General features: G+C 67.9%; 16 protein-coding genes. 14 read left to right on the top strand and 2 right to left on the bottom strand.

Going from position 1 to position 17,097, the window contains the following annotated elements:
• Positions 1–21: 21 nt before the first annotated feature.
• Positions 22–1,107 carry a YeeE/YedE family protein gene (locus FK267_RS09270; RefSeq protein WP_141406994.1) on the bottom strand — a complete coding sequence of 362 codons (1,086 nt, stop codon included), beginning with the start codon at positions 1,105–1,107 and terminating at the stop codon, positions 22–24.
• Positions 1,108–1,494: 387 nt separating this feature from the next.
• On the bottom strand, positions 1,495–2,424 hold the full coding sequence (locus tag FK267_RS09265; RefSeq protein ID WP_232622590.1) for a RecB family exonuclease: 930 nt from the start codon (positions 2,422–2,424) through the stop codon (positions 1,495–1,497).
• Between the two features lie 155 nt (positions 2,425–2,579).
• Between FK267_RS09265 and FK267_RS09260 the strand changes: the two genes are divergently transcribed.
• The 14 genes from FK267_RS09260 to FK267_RS09190 all read left to right on the top strand — a co-directional run bounded on the left by FK267_RS09260 (position 2,580) and on the right by FK267_RS09190 (position 17,096).
• Positions 2,580–3,701, top strand: coding sequence for a zinc metalloprotease (locus FK267_RS09260; protein WP_141406993.1), 1,122 nt, complete (start codon positions 2,580–2,582; stop codon positions 3,699–3,701).
• A 159-nt stretch (positions 3,702–3,860) separates the two neighbouring features.
• Complete coding sequence (locus tag FK267_RS09255; RefSeq protein ID WP_141406992.1) at positions 3,861–5,000, top strand: Dyp-type peroxidase; 1,140 nt, start codon at positions 3,861–3,863, stop codon at positions 4,998–5,000.
• On the top strand, positions 4,997–5,791 hold the full coding sequence (locus tag FK267_RS09250) for a family 1 encapsulin nanocompartment shell protein (protein WP_010615140.1): 795 nt from the start codon (positions 4,997–4,999) through the stop codon (positions 5,789–5,791). The genes FK267_RS09255 and FK267_RS09250 overlap by 4 nt, the downstream gene beginning before the upstream one ends.
• A 29-nt stretch (positions 5,792–5,820) precedes the next feature.
• Entirely contained in the window at positions 5,821–6,912 is a 1,092-nt protein-coding gene (locus FK267_RS09245; protein WP_141406991.1) for a tRNA (adenine-N1)-methyltransferase, read from the top strand.
• On the top strand, positions 6,905–8,617 hold the full coding sequence (gene arc, locus FK267_RS09240) for a proteasome ATPase (protein ID WP_075379312.1): 1,713 nt from the start codon (positions 6,905–6,907) through the stop codon (positions 8,615–8,617). Before FK267_RS09245 ends, arc begins: the two co-directional genes overlap by 8 nt.
• Positions 8,614–10,293 (top strand): proteasome accessory factor PafA2 family protein, encoded by a 1,680-nt coding sequence (locus tag FK267_RS09235; RefSeq protein WP_075379311.1) that lies wholly within the window; start codon positions 8,614–8,616, stop codon positions 10,291–10,293. The genes arc and FK267_RS09235 overlap by 4 nt, the downstream gene beginning before the upstream one ends.
• A 59-nt stretch (positions 10,294–10,352) precedes the next feature.
• Entirely contained in the window at positions 10,353–10,568 is a 216-nt protein-coding gene (locus tag FK267_RS09230) for a ubiquitin-like protein Pup (RefSeq protein WP_010615145.1), read from the top strand.
• A 2-nt stretch (positions 10,569–10,570) separates the two neighbouring features.
• Positions 10,571–12,010 carry a Pup--protein ligase gene (gene pafA, locus FK267_RS09225; protein WP_141406990.1) on the top strand — a complete coding sequence of 480 codons (1,440 nt, stop codon included), beginning with the start codon at positions 10,571–10,573 and terminating at the stop codon, positions 12,008–12,010.
• Between the two features lie 404 nt (positions 12,011–12,414).
• Positions 12,415–13,512 (top strand): hypothetical protein, encoded by a 1,098-nt coding sequence (locus tag FK267_RS09220; protein ID WP_249039344.1) that lies wholly within the window; start codon positions 12,415–12,417, stop codon positions 13,510–13,512.
• Positions 13,509–14,279, top strand: a complete 771-nt coding sequence (gene hisF, locus FK267_RS09215; protein ID WP_075379309.1) for an imidazole glycerol phosphate synthase subunit HisF — start codon at positions 13,509–13,511, stop codon at positions 14,277–14,279. The genes FK267_RS09220 and hisF overlap by 4 nt, the downstream gene beginning before the upstream one ends.
• Positions 14,280–14,690: 411 nt before the next feature.
• Positions 14,691–15,278 carry a DUF4190 domain-containing protein gene (locus tag FK267_RS09205; RefSeq protein WP_232622589.1) on the top strand — a complete coding sequence of 196 codons (588 nt, stop codon included), beginning with the start codon at positions 14,691–14,693 and terminating at the stop codon, positions 15,276–15,278.
• A 98-nt stretch (positions 15,279–15,376) separates the two neighbouring features.
• Complete coding sequence (locus FK267_RS09200) at positions 15,377–15,766, top strand: DUF2752 domain-containing protein (RefSeq protein ID WP_075379307.1); 390 nt, start codon at positions 15,377–15,379, stop codon at positions 15,764–15,766.
• Positions 15,767–15,793: 27 nt separating this feature from the next.
• Positions 15,794–16,156, top strand: coding sequence for a phosphoribosyl-AMP cyclohydrolase (hisI, locus tag FK267_RS09195; protein ID WP_178389502.1), 363 nt, complete (start codon positions 15,794–15,796; stop codon positions 16,154–16,156).
• A gap of 115 nt (positions 16,157–16,271) precedes the next feature.
• Positions 16,272–17,096, top strand: a complete 825-nt coding sequence (locus tag FK267_RS09190) for an indole-3-glycerol phosphate synthase TrpC (protein WP_075379305.1) — start codon at positions 16,272–16,274, stop codon at positions 17,094–17,096.
• Position 17,097: the final 1 nt, after the last annotated feature.

Genomic DNA, 17,097 nt, shown 5'->3' with positions numbered 1-17,097 from the left:
TGCGGGGGTTCTGGCGAGGCCTCAGACGGTGGCGGGCACGCGTGAGGCCGCCCGCTCGGCGCGACGACGCTGCCGGGGACGGATGAGGAGGAACCAGGCGGCCACCCCGACCCCCAGCACCTGGAAGACCAGTGCGATCCAGCCCTGCCATGACAGGAGCGAGGTCTGCACCAGGGCGTTGCCGATGGAGCAGCCACCGGCCCAGGCGGCGCCGATCCCCATGAGGACACCGCCGGCGATGGAGCGCTGGATGACCTGGGCGCTGGGCACACGGACACGGAACTCGCCGGAGGCCTTGGCCGCGATGTAGGAGCCGAGCAGGATGCCCAGGACCAGCAGCACGCCCCAGTCGAGTCGCTTGACGTCCCCGGTGACGATGAGGTTCACCAGGTTCGACGACGGCGTCGTGATCCCCAGCCCGTCCGGGCGCCCCGAGGCCCAGGACGTGGGCCAGGCGATGACGGCGACGACGCCCACGAGGAATCCGGTGGCCAGAGGGTTCCACTGCTTCTCCAGCAGCAGGTGAGCCAGGCCCGTGCGCTGGGCGGGCAGCTGGATCTGAGCGGCACGGCTGCGCTCCAGAACGATGAAGCGGTGCACAACGAGCCCGGTGACGGCGGCCAGGATGACGACGCCGCCCCAGCTCGGCAGACCGATGGTGGCCGGGATGGTGGTCAGGTTGGTGACCCACAGTCCTTTGACCCAGCTTGTCACCCCCGACAGGAGTCCCGTCTTCGACGCGGCCGCCGTGGTGGCATAGGCCACGAGCGCGAACCAGGAACCGACCAGGCCCTCGCCGGCGCGGTAGTAGGTCCCGGTGGCGCAGCCGCCGGCCAGGACGATCCCGACTCCGAACAGGAAGGAACCGACAACGGTGGCAACCACCGACAGCTTGGGGATCTCAGGGGTGATGGAGCCTGCTGAGGTCAGGACGGCGACTCCGACCGCCTGAACGGCGATGGCCAGCAGGAAGGCTGTGAACCAGCGCCAGGAGCGGGAGACCCACAGGTCCCGGAAGGCACCGGTGATGCAGAAACGGCCCCGTTGGAGGATGAAACCGAGGACGGCTCCAACGATGAGCCCAGTGAGGATGGTGGGTGACGGCACGGTGCGGTCCTTGTCCGGCTGCTGCTGTCAGGTGCAAGCAGCCTGCGTGGGGACCGGTGACGCAGCACAGGTGGAAAGACAGAGACAGGCCACGTCATCCGGTGGGGGAGTGAGGTGGAGGCCTGGCTGGACGTGGCTAATGGGGGCGCCGTCTCAGGGGCGCCGGGAGCCGGGGAGAACGATCTGTCTGAGACCGCCTCAGAACGTCCGAACCAGGCAGCGCATACACACGCCGGCTCCGCGCGAGGCGGTGCGGGCTGCGTGGGCCTGGAGGACGTTCATGTGCTTCTCCATGAGGATCTGGGAAGTGCGTGGTGACGGTTGTCAGCCGCCACGGACTGTAATCGACGGCCTCTGGCCGTGGCAATTCCTGAACAGTGGCCGAGATCAGGCAGCGGTGCGGCGTGCGGTCAGGAGGCGGGCGATCCCGTCATCGGGCACCTGCGGCGTGGTGCCGCCGAAGAGCGGGCACTGGGCCTGGAAGGCGCACCAGTCGCACAGCCGGGAGCGGCGGGGGCGGAAGGAGCCGGTGCGAGCGCAGTCTTCGACTTCGTCCCACAGGTGCGCCAGGCGTGTCTCGGTGCGTTCCAGCTCGGCCAGGCGAGGATCATGAGTCAGGACCCGCCCGTCCTTGAGGTAGACCAGCTGGAGGCGGGCCGGCGCCCGGCCGCGCAGGCGCCACAGCACCAGCGCGTAGAAGCGCATCTGGAACAGCGCCTCCTCCATGAAACGCGTGCCGGGGCTGCGCCCGGTCTTGTAGTCGACCACTCTCATGGCGCCGTCGGGTGCCACGTCCAGACGGTCCACGAAGCCCCGCAGGAGCAGGCCGTCGCCGGTCTCGGTCTGGACGAAGAGCTCGCGCTCGGCCGGCTCCAGGCGCTGGGGGTTCTCCAGGGTGAAGTAGGTGCCGATGAGTCCGCGGGCCTCCTCCAGCCAGGTCTCCACCTGGTCGGCGTCCTCGAACAGGTCCATGACCTCCGGGTTCTTCTCCTGGTGAGCGGCCCACTGGCCGGGCAGGAGCTCGAGGGCCGCTTCCGGGAGGCGTTCCGAGGCCGGAAGATCGTAGAGACGCTCCAGCACGCCGTGGACCACGGTGCCCTTGTGCGTCGCCAGTGAACCGGGCTCGGGGAGGCGGTCGACCGTGCGCAGACGGAACATGAGCGGGCACTGCATGAAGTCCTTGGCCCGAGAGGGGGACAGGGCCGCGCGGCGTCCGCCGCCCGCGCCCGCTCCCGGACGGCCACTGGCACCCGGACCGGTGGGCCTGACGCCGGTCTGAGGCGATGAGCTGGATGCGGTGAGCGGCTCGTGGGGCATGGGGACGACGCTACCGCGAGGAGGTGACGCGGCGTCGGATCTGGCCGGAGGGCGCGGCCTTCCTCCACAGGCCGCGTCCGTGGGGAGAGACATCCGCGGCTGTGGCCGCCGAATGGATGCGGCACCCCGCTGCCGACGGCGTTAGGCTCGCGCCCATGCCTGCCTCCACATCGACCGGCGAGTGGGTGGTCGCCCGCGTCGGCGGCGCCCCCGTCGTCATCTCGCCGACCTCTCTCCTGCTCGGCTTGCTCATCGCCGGCAGCTGGTACCCGCTGGTCTCCTCGGCCCTGGGTGGCTTCGGCACCACAACGGTGCTGCTGGTGGTGGTCTCCACGGTCCTGGGCGTTGCGGCCTCGGTGCTCCTGCACGAGCTGGCCCACGGGCTGTCCGGAACTCTCATGGGCAGGCGACCCACCCGTTACGAGCTCTACCTGTGGGGCGGGCGCACATCCTTCGGACCCGCACGCGAGTGGACCGCGTGGAAGGACCTGGTCACCTCCCTGTCAGGACCGGTCACCAACCTGCTCATCTGGGGCATCGGAACGTGGGTGCAGGACTTCGTCAGTCTGCCGGTTCCCGTCGCCTTCACCATATGGGCCGTGACCCTGGTCAACCTGGCCCTGGCTATTTTCAACGCCCTGCCGGGTCTTCCCCTCGACGGCGGCTACGCCCTGGCCGCGCTCGTGGTCCAGGTGACCGGCAGCCGCAGACTCGGTCTCAAAGTGGCCGGTTGGGGAGGGCTGGCGGTGGTCGGCGGTGTCGTGTGGTGGTGGATCCTGCGCCCCCTCGTGCTTGACGGTCGCCAGCCCGACGCCTTCAACCTCATCCTGGTCGTCATGGTGGGCTGGTCGATCGTGGCCTCCAGCTGGCAGGTCCTCGAGCTCGGGGGAGGAGCCCGGGCCGCCTCGAAGCTGGACCTGCGCGAGCTGGCCAGGCCCCTGCGCGTCGTCGGACCCGAGACATCTGTGTCCCAGGTGCGTGAAGCGCTGGCGCAAGGAGCCGCACTCGTCCTCGTCACTGACGGGCCCGAGCTGGTGGGCACGATCGACGCGGCCGCCCTCAAGGAGCTCGGGCTGTCGGACGCAGCAGGCTCGACCCCCACGCTCGGGGTGAGCGCCAGGCAGATCTGCACGGTGCTGCCGGCCGCGGCGGTGACCACCGACCTGACCGGCCAGGCGGCCGCCGATGCCATGAAACGAGCCCGGGAGGTCTCACGCTGGCTGGTGCTCGTGGAGGCGGGGAGCCTGGCCGGCGCGGTCCCCACCGGTGCGCGCTGAGAGGCAACGGTGACTGAGGCGACCGCGACGACCAAACCGCCCGACCAGGTCACCGGAACATGATGCTCACCGGTTCCGACACCACTGCGGATGCTAACCTTCACCTAGGATGAAATGCCTCCGGGCATCGGAATCAGCGTCATCTTTGAAGGTGAAACCATGAGCGACGTCAACCCTCAGGACCTCTCTCAAGAGATTCTGGCTGCGCCGGCCAAGGCATCGATCTTCCTCACGGTGACTGTACGGAGCGGGGGCGAGTCCGCGGTCATCGATCTGCTGACCGCTGTGTCCGGGCTGACCCGGGCGGTGGGTTTCCGTTACCCCGAGACGATGCTCAGCTGCGTCGTCGGTATTGGGGCAGGCATGTGGGACCGTCTCTTCGACGTGCCTCGGCCTGAGTATCTGCACGATTTCGAGGCACTTCAGGGAGGAAAGCACAGTGCCCCCTCGACGCCGGGAGACCTGTTCTTCCACCTGCGCGCCTCGACTCTCGACATGTGCTTCGAGCTGGCGCGCCAGATCATGCGCCGACTGGGCCCTGCGGTCAGTACCTACGATGAGGTTCACGCCTTCCGCTACCTCGATAATCGGGACCCTCTGGGCTTCGTCGACGGCACTGAGAGTCCGCGGGGGCAGGCGGCCGTTGCCGCGGCGCTCATCAACGAGGGCGCGTGGGTTGGCGGCAGCTACATCATTGAGCAGAAGTACGTCCACAACCTCACCGCTTGGGACTCATTGAGTGTCGAGGAGCAGGAACACGTCATCGGTCGCACCAAGCTCGATGACACCCAGCTCCCCGATGATGAGCAGCCCACCAATAGCCACGTCACCATGAACACCATTGAGGACGCCGACGGCAACGAGCTCCAGATCGTGCGGGACAATCTCGCCTTCGGCGAGGCCTCCGGGGAGCAGGGCACGTTCTTCATGAGCTACGCCGCAGACCCACGCGTCACTGAGCTCATGCTCCGGCGCATGTTCCTGGGGGAGCCAGAGGGCAACTACGACCGCATCCTCGACTTCTCCACGCCTCTGACAGGATGTCTCTTCTTCGCTCCGCCGGCCGCCTTCCTCGACGACGCCGACCAGTACGCCAAGCCTTCTGTCCGACCTGAGGCGGGACCGCAGGACCCGACCCAGCCCGCCACTGAGCTGAGCGCCGCCAAGGACCTAGGGTTCAACGCATCTTCTGAGGCGCCGCGTGACCAGACACCAGACGACCACAGCAATGGTGCGGGCTTCACTGCCGCACCGTCCGATGGATCCCTCGGGATCGGAAACCTGAAAGGCCGAGTATGAACAATCTGCATCGACAGCTGGCCCCCATCTCCGAGGCTGCCTGGGGCGAGATCGACCAAGAGGCGCGGCGCACCTTCATCCGCTGGATCGCTGGACGACGCGTCGTCGACGTCGTTGGACCCGACGGAGAGGAACTCGCGGCAGTACGCACCGGTCACCAGGTATGTGTGGACACCCCCTTCGAAGGCGTCCAGGCCCACCAGCGTCAGGTCCGCCAGATCGTCGAGCTGAGGGTTCCCTTCCGGGTCAGCCGCGAGGCCGTCGACGCCGTCGACCGCGGAGCCCAGGACTCCGACTGGCAGCCTGTGAAGGACGCCGTTGCTCAGATCGCCAGGGCCGAGGACGGCATTGTCTTCGACGGGCTGGCGAGCGCAGGCATCGAGGGACTGGTTCCCTCAAGCTCCAACCCTGCCGTATCGCTCCCACAGCCGAAGGATCTTCCTGATGCCGTTGCCGCTGCCCTCAAGGAGCTCCGCCTCGCCGGAGTTGAAGGCCCCTACGCCCTCCTGCTCTCCGCCGAGCTGTGGACCGCCGTTGCGGAGACCACTGATGACGGTTACCCCATTCGCAAGCACATCGATCGTCTCTTGGAGGGTGAGGTCCTGTGGGCTCCCGCCATCCAGGGAGCTGTCCTGCTGAGCACGCGGGGCGGCGACTACGAGCTGCACCTCGGCCAGGACCTCTCCATCGGATATCTCTCACACGATGCCGAGTCGATTGAGCTCTATCTCCAAGAGACGCTCACATTCCTCCCGTACACCTCTGAGGCGAGTGTCGTGCTGACGCACTGAGGTCGCACACCGGTCCTACACTCGCCCTGATGAGCGAGCAGACTGAGCACACGGTGAACTCACCCACGGAGTCCTCCCAGCGCCCCGCCCCCCAGGAGAACCTGGGGCAGGCCGGTCGCCGTGGCCCCTTCCGCTACGGCGAACGCATCCAGGTCACCGACACCAAGGGCCGCAAGAACACCTTCCTGCTCGACCCTCACGGCTACTTCCAGTCCGTTCGCGGCTCCTTCCACCACCGAGACGTCGTCGGCATGGACGAGGGCAGCGTCATCGAGACCGACACCGGTCACGAGCTGCTCCTGCTGCGCCCGCTCCTGGCCGACTACGTCCTGTCCATGCCCCGCGGCGCCCAGGTGGTCTACCCCAAGGACTCCGGTCAGGTCATCGCCATGGGGGACATCTTCCCCGGCGCCCGCGTCCTGGAGGCCGGCGTCGGCTCCGGCGCGCTGACCATGAACCTGCTCTCCGCCATCGGGGAGGGCGGCCACCTGCTGTCCATCGAGCGCCGTGAGGACTTCGCCCAGATCGCCGCCTCCAACGTCGACGCCTGGTTCGGCCGCCACCATCCCGCCTGGGAGCTGCGCACCGGGGACTTCGCCGACGTCGTTGCCGCCCAGGTGGAACCCGGCAGCATCGACCGGGTGGTCCTGGACATGCTCGCCCCCTGGGAGAACGTCGAGGCCGCCTCCCAAGCCCTGGCCCCGGGCGGGCTATTCCTGGCCTACGTGGCCACCGTCACTCAGCTCTCCCGCACCGTGGAGGCCCTGCGTCACAGCGGCTTGTTCACCGAGCCGGAGTCCTGGGAGTCCATGGTGCGCACCTGGAACGTCGACGGGCTCGCCGTGCGCCCCGACCACCGCATGGTGGCGCACACCGGCTTCCTGCTGACCGCTCGTCGCCTGGCCGCAGGCTTCCGGCCCTTGACCCGCAAGCGCCCGCCCGCCCGCGGCGCCTACGACGAGGGCGGCTACTGGCTGCCCGACGACGTCAAGGAGCGCACCAGCACTGACAAGAAGGTCCGCCGCGTTCTGCGAGACTGCCGGGCCAAGCAGCCCTCCGACGCCACACCCGTTCTCAGCGGGAGCGCGGACGACAGCCAGGACGGCGCCAACCATGTCTGAGACGACTGCCGCCGACGCCGGCACACCCCAGCCACTGGGGATGCCGGCCACGGACTTCACCAGCCACCAGCTGCGTGAGGCCCGCGCCCGGGCCGTCAGCCTGGCGGCCAAGAACGAGCGCCTGGTGGCCGCTCTGGGCACCGCCCGCGAGCGCATCGCCGAGCTCGGCCAGCAGCTCGACGCCGTCACTCACCCCCCGGTCACGCTGGGACTGCTCACCGGCCTTCCCCGCACGAGGGGTGCCGCAGGTGACACTGGCGATGCCGCCGATGCCGCCGGCGCCGCCCAGCCCCGTGAGGTCGCCGTGAGCCTGTCGGGCCGCCAAATGCTCCTGCACGTCCACCCCGGCGTCGATGACACCGAGCTGCAAGTCGGGCGGCGCGTGGCCGTCAACGACCAGATGCTCGTCGTCGCCACCCTCCCCGAGCCCCGCACCGGTGAGGCCGTCACCCTCGAGGAGAGGCTCGATGACGCCCGGGTCCTGGTGACCACCGGCGCAGGAGGCACTCGGATCCTCACCCTGTCCTCGGCTCTTGGCCGCATCGCCGGGACCGGTGAGGGGATCAAGCCCGGTGACACCCTGGCCGCCGACCTGCGCGCCGACGTCGCCACGGCTCTCATCGAGCGCACCAGCGTCGAGCAACTGGTCGTGGCCGAGACACCCGATGTCTCCTGGGCGGACATCGGTGGCCTGGGACCGCAGATCGAGCAGATCCGCGATGCCCTCGAGCTGCCCTTCACCCACCCCGAGCTGTTCCACGCCTACGGTCTGCGCGCCCCCAAGGGACTGCTGCTCTACGGCCCGCCCGGCTGCGGCAAGACCCTCATCGCCAAGGCCGTGGCCACCTCGCTGGCTGATTCGCCCAGCGCCTCGGGCATCACGGGACGCCCGCCCGCGTTCCTCAACATCAAGGGTCCTGAGCTTCTGAGCAAGTTCGTCGGCGAGACCGAGCGCCAGATTCGCGCCATCTTCGACCAGGCCCGCAAGGCCGCCGCCGAGGACCGGCCGGTGGTCATCTTCTTCGATGAGATGGAGGCCCTCTTCCGCACCCGTGGCACCGGCGTGTCCTCCGACGTCGAGACCATGATCGTGCCCCAGGTCCTGGCGGAGATCGACGGCGTGGAGTCCCTGCGCAACGTCGTCATCATCGGGGCCTCCAATCGCGAGGACATGATCGATCCCGCTATCCTGCGTCCCGGGCGCCTGGACGTGAAGATCCGCATCAACCGGCCCGATGCGGCCGCTGCCGAGGAGATCCTCGCCCGGCACCTCACCGCGAACCTCCCCCTGGATCCGGCCGAGCTCGCCGCCCACGGGGGAGACCGCGAGGCCACCGCCGCCTCCTTGCGCCGAGTCGTCGTTGAGGCCCTCTACGCCCGCAACGAGGCCACCGCCGTCCTGGAGATCACCGAGGCCCATACGGTCAGTGGCGCCTCCACCCGCGTCCTTCACCTGGCCGACCTGACCAGCGGCGCCATGCTGGCCGCCATCGTCTCGCGCGCCAAGACCGCCTCCATCAAGGACGAGCTCGCCGGGGGAGTGGGCGGGCTGAGTGCAGCCAGGCTCCGCTCGGCCGTCGAGACCGAGGCGCGGCAGAACGAGGAGATCACCGGCGCGACCACCCCCGAGGGGTGGGCCCGGCTCATCGGCACCCGCACCTCGCAGATCCTCAGCGTGCGCAGACTCGGCAAGGAGAGCACATGAACGATGTCGGCTTTCAGCCCGGTCCGGTGACGCGACCCGTCGGCCTGGAGACCGAGTTCGGGGTCCTGCGCCCGGGCGACGCCTACGCCAACCCCGTGGTCCTGTCCACCCGCGTGGTGGAGGCCTATTGCGCAGGCTCCGGCGTGCCCACCGTGCGGTGGGACTACGAGGGAGAGGATCCCCTGGCCGACCTGCGCGGCGGCAGGCTCCGGCGCTCCGCCGCCCACCCCAGCCAGCTCACCGACGACCCCGCCCGCCCTGCGCCCTCGGGCGATGCACCGTCGGCCGATGCGGGGGAGACGGCAGACCCTCCGCCGGCCCCCTGGGGGTCGCGCGCTCGCCCCAGTGCCGCCGAGGCAGCCCTGCCCCGGGCCACGACTGCGGTCCTGGTCAACGGCGCCCGCTTCTACGTCGACCATGCCCACCCCGAGTACTCCTCACCCGAGGTCCTCACACCCCGCGACGCCCTGATCTGGGACCGCGCCGGTGAGGTGGTCGCCCGGCGCGCCATGACGGCCCTGGGTGACGAGGGCGATCAGGATGGGACACCGGTGGAGATCGTCCTGTACAAGAACAACGTGGATGGCAAGGGTGCGGCCTACGGCTCCCACGAGAACTACCTCGTGCGGCGCGATGTGCCCTTCGAGGAGCTGGCCGCGGTCCTGACCCCCTTCCTCGTCACCAGGCCCGTCATCGCCGGTGCCGGCCGGGTCGGGATCGGGCAGCGCAGTGAGCACCCCGGATTCCAGGTCAGCCAGCGCGCCGACTACGTCGAGTCCGAGATCGGCCTGCAGACCACGTTCAACCGCCCCATCATCAACACCCGCGACGAACCGCACGCCGACAACGCCCGCTGGCGCAGGCTTCACGTCATCAACGGTGACGCCAACCGCTTCGACGTTCCCATCTACCTCAAGGTCGCCACCACCGACCTGCTTCTGTGGTTCCTGGAGCAGGCGTGCACCGAGGGCTCCGGCCGGTTCAAGGAGGCTCTGGCCCGCGTCAAGGACCTGGCCATCATCGGCGATCCTGTCGAGGAGCACTGGGCCCTCTCCCACGACCCCACCCTGTCTCACGAGCTGCGAACCCAGGCCGGGGCCTTGACCGCCCTGGCGATTCAACGCGCCTTCCTCGATGCCGTCAGCCCCGCTGTCACCCGTGTCGAGGACGCCCGGGCTCATCGCGCCCTGGCTCTGTGGAGGCAGGTCCTCGACGCCCTGGAGCAGTGGCGCCATGACGGATCCGGCCCTGCTGCCCAGATGGTGGAGTGGGTTGCCAAGTACGAGCTCTGCGAGGGACTGCGCCGCAGGTCGGGAACCGGCTGGGACGACCCCCGTCTGGCCGCTCTCGACATCCAGTGGGCCGACCTGCGACCGGGACGATCCGTCGTCGACAAGCTCGACGCCGCCGGCAGGATCCACCGGCTGGTCACCGACGCGGAGATCCAAAACGCGGTCGACACGCCCCCCGAGGGCACGCGCGCCGCTATCCGGGGAACCGCCATCCGCCGTCACCGGCAGGTCGTGGGAGCCTCCTGGACCTGCCTGCTCCTCGACGTGCCGGGTGCCCCCGCTCTGGCGCGTCTGCGCCTGCCAGACGACGTGGTCGTCGGCTCTGATGAGACGGCGACCATCCTGGAGGAAATTGGTCGCCGGGCAGATCCTGAGAGACACTGAGCCTCACAGTGCGCTCACCAGCGGTGAGCAGCTGGGCAGGACGAATGAAGGAGCAACACATGACGCCGCAGCACGCCAGTCAGTCCCATGGGCAGGTCCGTCGCACCGGCGTCGAGACCACTGCAGCCGACGCCGACCAGGCCATCAGCACCGGTACATCCGCGTCGGCCGAGCAGGCCAGTGACGTTGACAGCATCCTCGACGAGATCGACTCGGTCATCGAGACCAATGCCGCGGCCTTCGTCCAGGGCTTCGTTCAGAAGGGCGGCCAGTGAGCATGAGCAGCTCACGGCCCTTGGCGCGGCGCATCATCGGGGTGGAGACCGAGTACGGCATCACCTGCGCCCCCACCACTGACGGCCCTCCTCCCATGGACGCCGACCACGCTGCTCGTGAGCTCTTCGAACCCGTGGTCCAGCGCTCTCGCTCCTCGAACGTCTTCACTCGCGGGGGCGCTCGCCTCTACCTGGACGTGGGCTCCCACCCCGAGTTCGCCACCGCCGAGTGCGACCGCCTCGAGGACGTGCTCGCTCAGGACCGCGCCGGTGAGCTCGTCATGGCCGATCTCGTCGAGCAGGCCAATGCGCGCCTGGCAGCCTCGGGTGTCCCCGGGCGGATCCACCTGCTGAAGAACAACCGCGACGCTGAGGGCAACGGCTTCGGGTGCCACGAGAACTACCTCGTGCGGCGTCGTGGAGACTTCTGGAACGACGCCCGCACTCTCGTACCCCACCTGGTGACCCGGCAGATCCTCGTCGGCGCCGGTCATATCACCGCAGACGGAGACACTCGGCCCGCCGCCGACGGGCTGAGGGGCTATGTCTTCTCCCAGCGGGCCGACCAGATGTGGGACGCCGTCTCCTCAGCCACGACCCGGGCCAGGCCGCTGATCAACACCCGAGACGAACCGCATGCCGATGCCGAGCGTTACCGGCGCATGCACGTCATCGTCGGGGACTCCAACATCGCTCAGGGATCCACCCTGCTCAAAGTGGCGGCCATGGACCTGCTCCTGGACTACCTGGAGCACGGGGGAGACCTCGGCGACCTGGCCCTGGCCGACCCCATGAGGGCCATTCGCGACACCTGCCATGACATGACTGGAGGGGTTCTCCTGGAACGGTCTGACGGGCGGACCATCACGCCGTTGGAGATGCAGGCCGAGCACCTCGGGCGTCTCCGTGACCACGTTGCGCAGGACATCGAGGTCACTGCTCTGCACGAAGCCGCACTGGAACTGTGGGAACGAGGACTCCAGGCCCTGCGCCTGCAGCAGCCCGATATCGTGGACACGGAGCTGGACTGGGCGGTCAAGCAGCGGCTGCTGACCCGTTACTGCCAGCGGCACGACACCGATCTGACCGATCCCCGGGTGAGCCGCCTGGCCCTGGCCTACCACGACGTCTCTCCCGGCCAGGGACTGCGACAGCGTCTGGAGGACGCTGGTCTCCTGCACCGATTCGTTGACGAGGCGACCTGCCGCCGGGCGGTGGATACCCCACCTGCGACCACGCGTGCGCGCCTGCGTGGCGCCGTCGTCGGCCGGGCCGAGGACCTGCGCCGTGACGTGAGTGTTGACTGGGTGCGGGTTCGGCTCGACGACGGCGTCTGCTCACCTGTTACGCTGAATGATCCCTTCTGTGCCGTAGACGAGCGCATCGATGCACTCCTGGAGAGCATGGAGCACTCGGCAACCGACCTTCCCAACGGGGTGTGAACGGTGAGGCTCACGGCACTGGTCAGGCGACAGACGGAAGACGCAACATGAGTACTACCTCCCCTCTGGACCCCGAAGCGGGCATGCCCCTGACACGGCGTCAGCGCCGTGCGCTCGAACGTGCTCAGCAGGCCCAGCAGGAGGCAGTGACCCAGGACCTGCCGGCACTGTCTCAACCTGCTGTGCAGACACGCCCTGCCGGTACTGTGTCCCCCGGCACGCGAACCACAACCGGCACACCGGCGCCGCGCACTGAGCTGCAACCGCAGCCGCAGCGTCAGCCACGGACCCTGCCACAGCCTCAGGAGCTGGGTAGCAGTCATGATCGTCGCAACGCGCACAGGCCGTCCGCACGAACTGATCGACGCGATCACCCTCATGAGCCCGGGTACCGACAGGACGAGGTGGTCGCCGAGACCCAGGAGCCCGAACCGACGCAGCGGCAACGTACTCTGGGCGGTCCGCTGGGGCGTATGCCGCGGGGGCCCCTGGCGGTCGCCCTCATCGGTGTTGTCGTCCTTGCCATGATCCTGGTGCCGCTGGCTGTCAACAAGCTCGTCTCCGGAAGGAACGGAGCGGGCACCAGCACCGCGGCTCAGTCAACCGTGTTGGATGGCAACGCACCCCTCAGTCAGCTGCTGACGGTCAGCGGACGGGTCGGATCAGGGGTGGCCCCCTCCGTCGAGCTGAACGGCGACGCCTCTCTGTCAGCCCCCAGCTCGGTACTGACCGACGTCGTCCAGACCGGGCAGGGGCGCGCTGTCTCCGCGGGGACGCCTGTGATCCTGCAGGTCTCACAGTTCTCCGGTCTCAACGGGAGCAACACGACGGGTAACGAGGCGGGGTATAAGCTCTGGCAGGGCCTGCTCGGTCCCGAGGTGGGCGACTACATCAACGCGGCGGTCTCCGGCCAGCGCGAAGGCGCACGCGTCGTTCTGCGCGAACCGGCCCAGGAGGAGGACGGCTCCCGGACGACGAAGATCACCGTTGTCGACCTGTTACCCACCACTGCGACAGGGGAGACGAAGCAGCCGGCGGAAGGCACCCCCACCGTGACTGAGGGACCGGACGGCTCCATCACCGTCAGCAGCGCCGGACTTCCTGCGCCGACTCGAGCCTCCACAGAGATTCTCATCAAGGGCACCGGCCCCCAGATCGGTTCCCAGGATCGGCTTATTGCTCGTACCACGATGGTCAGCTGGGCCTCGGGACAACCCCTCGACAAATCGACCTTCGGGCACCAGGAGCCGCCCAAGCAGCTCGACATGAGCAATGCGCTGGTGGGAGTCTCCCAGAACCTGGTTGACATCACGGTCGGCTCCCGGGTGGTCCTCTCGCTGCCCGCTGAGCAGGCGCAGGGGAAGGAACCAGTCGTCGTGGTGATCGACGTCCTGGCCAAGGACCCTGCTCAGCCTTCCGGAGCGTCCGGGGGTCGTGCGGGCAGTGAGTCGAGCGCCATTCCCGGCTCCTCCGCCGGCCCAACATCCAAGGAGCATTCATGAGCGTTGCCATCCGCATCATTCCCTGCCTGGACGTCAAGGACGGTCGGGTCGTCAAAGGTGTCAACTTCCAGGGCCTCAAGGACGCCGGAGACCCCGTGGAGCTGGCCTCCCGCTACTGCGCTCAGGGGGCCGATGAGATCACCTTCCTCGATGTCTCGGCCTCCCATGAGGGGCGTTCCACCATGTTGGACGTGGTCCGCCGTACTGCCGAGCAGGTCTTCGTGCCGCTGACCGTCGGCGGGGGAGTGCGCTCAGTCGATGACGTGGACCTGCTGCTGAAGGCGGGGGCGGACAAAGTCAGTATCAACACCGCGGCCATCGAAGCCCCCTCGCTGTTGACGGAGGTGGCGCGGCGTTTCGGCAACCAGGTGGTCGTCCTGTCCGTGGATGCGCGTCGGTGCCCCTCCGGCGTCTCGACGGCCTCCGGCTTCGAGGTCACCACGCACGGAGGACGAACCTCCACCGGTATCGATGCCGTCGCCTGGGCGATGAGAGGAGCCGAGCTCGGCGCCGGGGAGATTCTTCTGAACTCCATGGATGCCGACGGGGTCACTCAAGGATTCGACACCGAGATGATCGACGCTGTTCGCCGACAGGTCCGAGTGCCTCTCATCGCTTCCGGCGGTGCGGGATGCCCACAAGACTTCGTCACCGCGGCCGATCACGGTGCCGACGCCGTTCTGGCAGCCTCAGTGTTCCACTACGGAGTGATGACCATCGCTGAGGCCAAGAATGCTCTGCGAGACGCGGGCCACCCGGTGCGTTGACGAGTATTTTCTGCTCCTGAAACATTCTCGCGGGAGTTGCCGGAATTCCCGCTATCGTTGTGGGTTTTCTGGGGATGCAGGCGGCGAATGAGGGGCGTGCCACCAACAAAGGTATGTCCATTGCGGGTATCGCCTTGGGGGGGCCTCTCCATCGTGCTGCTGATCGTTTCCTATGCTACTGGTCTGAATGAGCGGCTCATGAGTGGGTTCGAGTCCTAAGGTCCTCACCTCCCGCCTTCGCCCCGCAGCGCAGACAGCCGGCAAAGCTCCTGCGCAGCGGAGCGAAGGGTTGTGGGAGCATGTCCATCCGGGCCGATGGGGTGTTCTCCCCGTTGAGATGAGGTTGTTCCCAGGGTGTGATACGTGTTCTCGTGTAGACTCAATGCTGCGCTTCACACCAGGGAAGGAATAATGAGCGATTTGAATCCTTATCCGGCGGATCCTTATCATCAAGGATTTGCTGGTACCCCTTATCCGGCCGACTTCGATGGTGTCTCCCAGTCTGCGTCGGCCGTGTCGTCGACCCAGAGTGGTTACTACAGCGCGGACGATCTTGGCGATCAGTCACCCCGCTTCCCGGCGGCACCGGGAGGCCAGATGGTTCCTTATCCGGGGGATGGCCAGCAGCCGTACAGCCAGGCCTATGGGCAGCCCTACAGTCAGCAGTATCCCTATCCGCCGCCTTCTTATGGCCCGTACCCACCATATGGTCAGGGTGTGTACTGGAGGGCGCCTTACGATCCGCGTCGACATGAGGCGAACGCCCTCGGTGGGTGGGCGCTCGGGCTCGGTATTGCGAGTATCGTTGCGAGTTGCTTGTCTTTCGGCCTGATCTTGGGCATATCGGCGATCGTCGTCGGAGTCCTGGGAATGCGTGCCGCCAATGAGGGGCGTGCCTCGAACAAGGGGCTGTCGATAGCCGGAGTGGTGACAGGCGCCATTGGCGCTGTCATCGGCGCTTGCTACCTTATGCTGTTTATAGTGATGTTGTCTCAATGAACTGTATGCCTGAAAACTGTTGCGCGACTGCGTCGACGAAGCACGAGCGTCCCGGTGGGCGCGCGGGACACGGAAGGCGGATCGGACTGGGCCTTCTGATGGTTCTGCCTTCCCTTCCCGGTGGCCTCATCGTGCTGCGCGCACTGACTCTGCCTCGCAATTCTCCGGGGCTTCCCGACCTCTGCCCGCTTCACCGCACCACCGGGCTGTGGTGCCCACTATGCGGAGGCACCCGGGCGACCCGGGAGCTCATGCACGGCGACCTGGGGGCAGCCATGGGTTACAACCCCTTTGCGCTCGTGCTGGAGGTGGTGGTCATTGCGCTGGTGGCGCGCTGGTTGTTCGCGTGGCTCCGAGGCCAGCGGCGGCCGCTCGTCACCGGTAGGGAGGGCATCCTTCTCGGGGTGGCGCTGGCCGTTTTCGCGGTGGTACGCAATCTGCCAGGCATGTGGGTCTACTTCGGCCCTCTGCTCGGCCCTCCGGGCTGAGCGGCACCCGGCGTGCATAATGCGGTTGTGACTCTCGATTCTCAGATCTCTGCGCGCCTGAAGCGCAATGCGGACGGCCTGGTCTGCGCCGTCGTCCAGCAGCACGACTCACGTGAGGTCCTCATGGTGGGGTGGATGGACGACGAGGCGCTTCGGCGCACCCTGGAAGAGGGACGAGTGACCTTCTGGTCGCGGTCCCGGCGTGAGTACTGGCGCAAGGGTGATACGTCCGGACACGCGCAGTACGTCAAGTCCGTTCATCTGGACTGCGACGGCGACGCCCTCTTGATCGAGGTCGATCAGGTTGGAGCCGCCTGCCACACCGGTGAGCGCACCTGCTTCCTGGCCGGCGGTGATCTGGGAGCGCATGTGGGAGAGCGACCCAACTGACCGCTCCGCGGCCAGTACGGTTTGGCGATTTGCAACAGACGGCCTCGGGCCGTCACGATGGATACGAACAGGCGCCCCTCCGGAGCGCCGGCAAGTGAGATCGGGGAGGTGCGCGATGACCTCGTTCGAGGCGATGGTGGCAGAGGCCAAGGCGGCCGCCGACCGCCGCGCTTCGCTGATTCCCCTGGCCCGCCTCAAAGAGGCCTCCCGCCTGGTTCCCGGTGCTATCAGCGCCCTGTCCAGCCTGCGCACCGATGACCGGGCGGTCACCGTGATCGCCGAGGTGAAGCGCTCCACAGCCACGTTCGCGGATCTCAGCGGCGTCGGGGATCCGGGGATGCTGGCCTGCTTCTACGCCGCCGGCGGCGCCGCCTGCGTCTCAGTGGTCACCGGGCCGAGCGCTACGCGAGGCTCCCTCAAGGACCTGGACGCCGTCAGGGCCTCAGTGGATCTTCCCGTCCTCGCCAACGACCTGGTGGTCACGCCCTACCAGGTGCACGAGGCCCGGGCTCACGGCGCCGATCTGCTCATGCTCGATGCCCGCCTCGAGACCCTGGTGCTCGAGGGACTCATCGAGAGGGTCCACTCCCTGGGGATGGGCGCCGTCGTCGAGGTCCGTACCCGCCGTGAGGCGCTGACCGCGGTCGATGCGGGGGCCTGCATCGTGGCCATCGACACCCGCGATCCCGACACCCTGGCCGTCGACTGCAGCCTGTTCGATCAGGTCACTGACGTTCTGCCGACGCAGGTCGTACGGATTGCGGCCGGAGGAGTCAGAGGTCCGCACGATGTCATGAGCTTCGCGCGCTGCGGGGCCGATGTCGTCCTCGTCGGTGAGGCCATCATCCGCTCCACCGACCCCCAGCAGTTCGTTGCCGAGCTGGTCGCCGCCGGCGCCCACCCGGCACTGATCCCCTCCGCCCACCGAGAGGTTCTCTGAG

It is taken from the genome of Actinomyces oris, assembly GCF_006546825.1.
In the GTDB taxonomy this organism is placed as follows: domain Bacteria; phylum Actinomycetota; class Actinomycetes; order Actinomycetales; family Actinomycetaceae; genus Actinomyces; species Actinomyces oris.
The sequence above is the reverse complement of the archived record's forward strand: the minus strand, read 5'-3'. Positions and strand labels throughout refer to the sequence as shown.

What these genes read in the sequence shown, in the direction of transcription:
- FK267_RS09245 (WP_141406991.1), top strand. Translation starts at nt 5,821, where the DNA reads ATGAGCGAGCAGACTGAGCACACGGTGAACTCACCCACGGAGTCCTCC.
- FK267_RS09260 (WP_141406993.1), top strand. Translation starts at nt 2,580, where the DNA reads ATGCCTGCCTCCACATCGACCGGCGAGTGGGTGGTCGCCCGCGTCGGC.
- FK267_RS09190 (WP_075379305.1), top strand. Translation starts at nt 16,272, where the DNA reads ATGACCTCGTTCGAGGCGATGGTGGCAGAGGCCAAGGCGGCCGCCGAC.
- FK267_RS09230 (WP_010615145.1), top strand. Translation starts at nt 10,353, where the DNA reads ATGACGCCGCAGCACGCCAGTCAGTCCCATGGGCAGGTCCGTCGCACC.
- arc (WP_075379312.1), top strand. Translation starts at nt 6,905, where the DNA reads ATGTCTGAGACGACTGCCGCCGACGCCGGCACACCCCAGCCACTGGGG.
- FK267_RS09205 (WP_232622589.1), top strand. Translation starts at nt 14,691, where the DNA reads ATGAGCGATTTGAATCCTTATCCGGCGGATCCTTATCATCAAGGATTT.
- pafA (WP_141406990.1), top strand. Translation starts at nt 10,571, where the DNA reads ATGAGCAGCTCACGGCCCTTGGCGCGGCGCATCATCGGGGTGGAGACC.
- FK267_RS09255 (WP_141406992.1), top strand. Translation starts at nt 3,861, where the DNA reads ATGAGCGACGTCAACCCTCAGGACCTCTCTCAAGAGATTCTGGCTGCG.
- hisF (WP_075379309.1), top strand. Translation starts at nt 13,509, where the DNA reads ATGAGCGTTGCCATCCGCATCATTCCCTGCCTGGACGTCAAGGACGGT.
- FK267_RS09250 (WP_010615140.1), top strand. Translation starts at nt 4,997, where the DNA reads ATGAACAATCTGCATCGACAGCTGGCCCCCATCTCCGAGGCTGCCTGG.
- FK267_RS09235 (WP_075379311.1), top strand. Translation starts at nt 8,614, where the DNA reads ATGAACGATGTCGGCTTTCAGCCCGGTCCGGTGACGCGACCCGTCGGC.
- FK267_RS09265 (WP_232622590.1), bottom strand. Translation starts at nt 2,424, where the DNA reads ATGCCCCACGAGCCGCTCACCGCATCCAGCTCATCGCCTCAGACCGGC.
- FK267_RS09200 (WP_075379307.1), top strand. Translation starts at nt 15,377, where the DNA reads ATGGTTCTGCCTTCCCTTCCCGGTGGCCTCATCGTGCTGCGCGCACTG.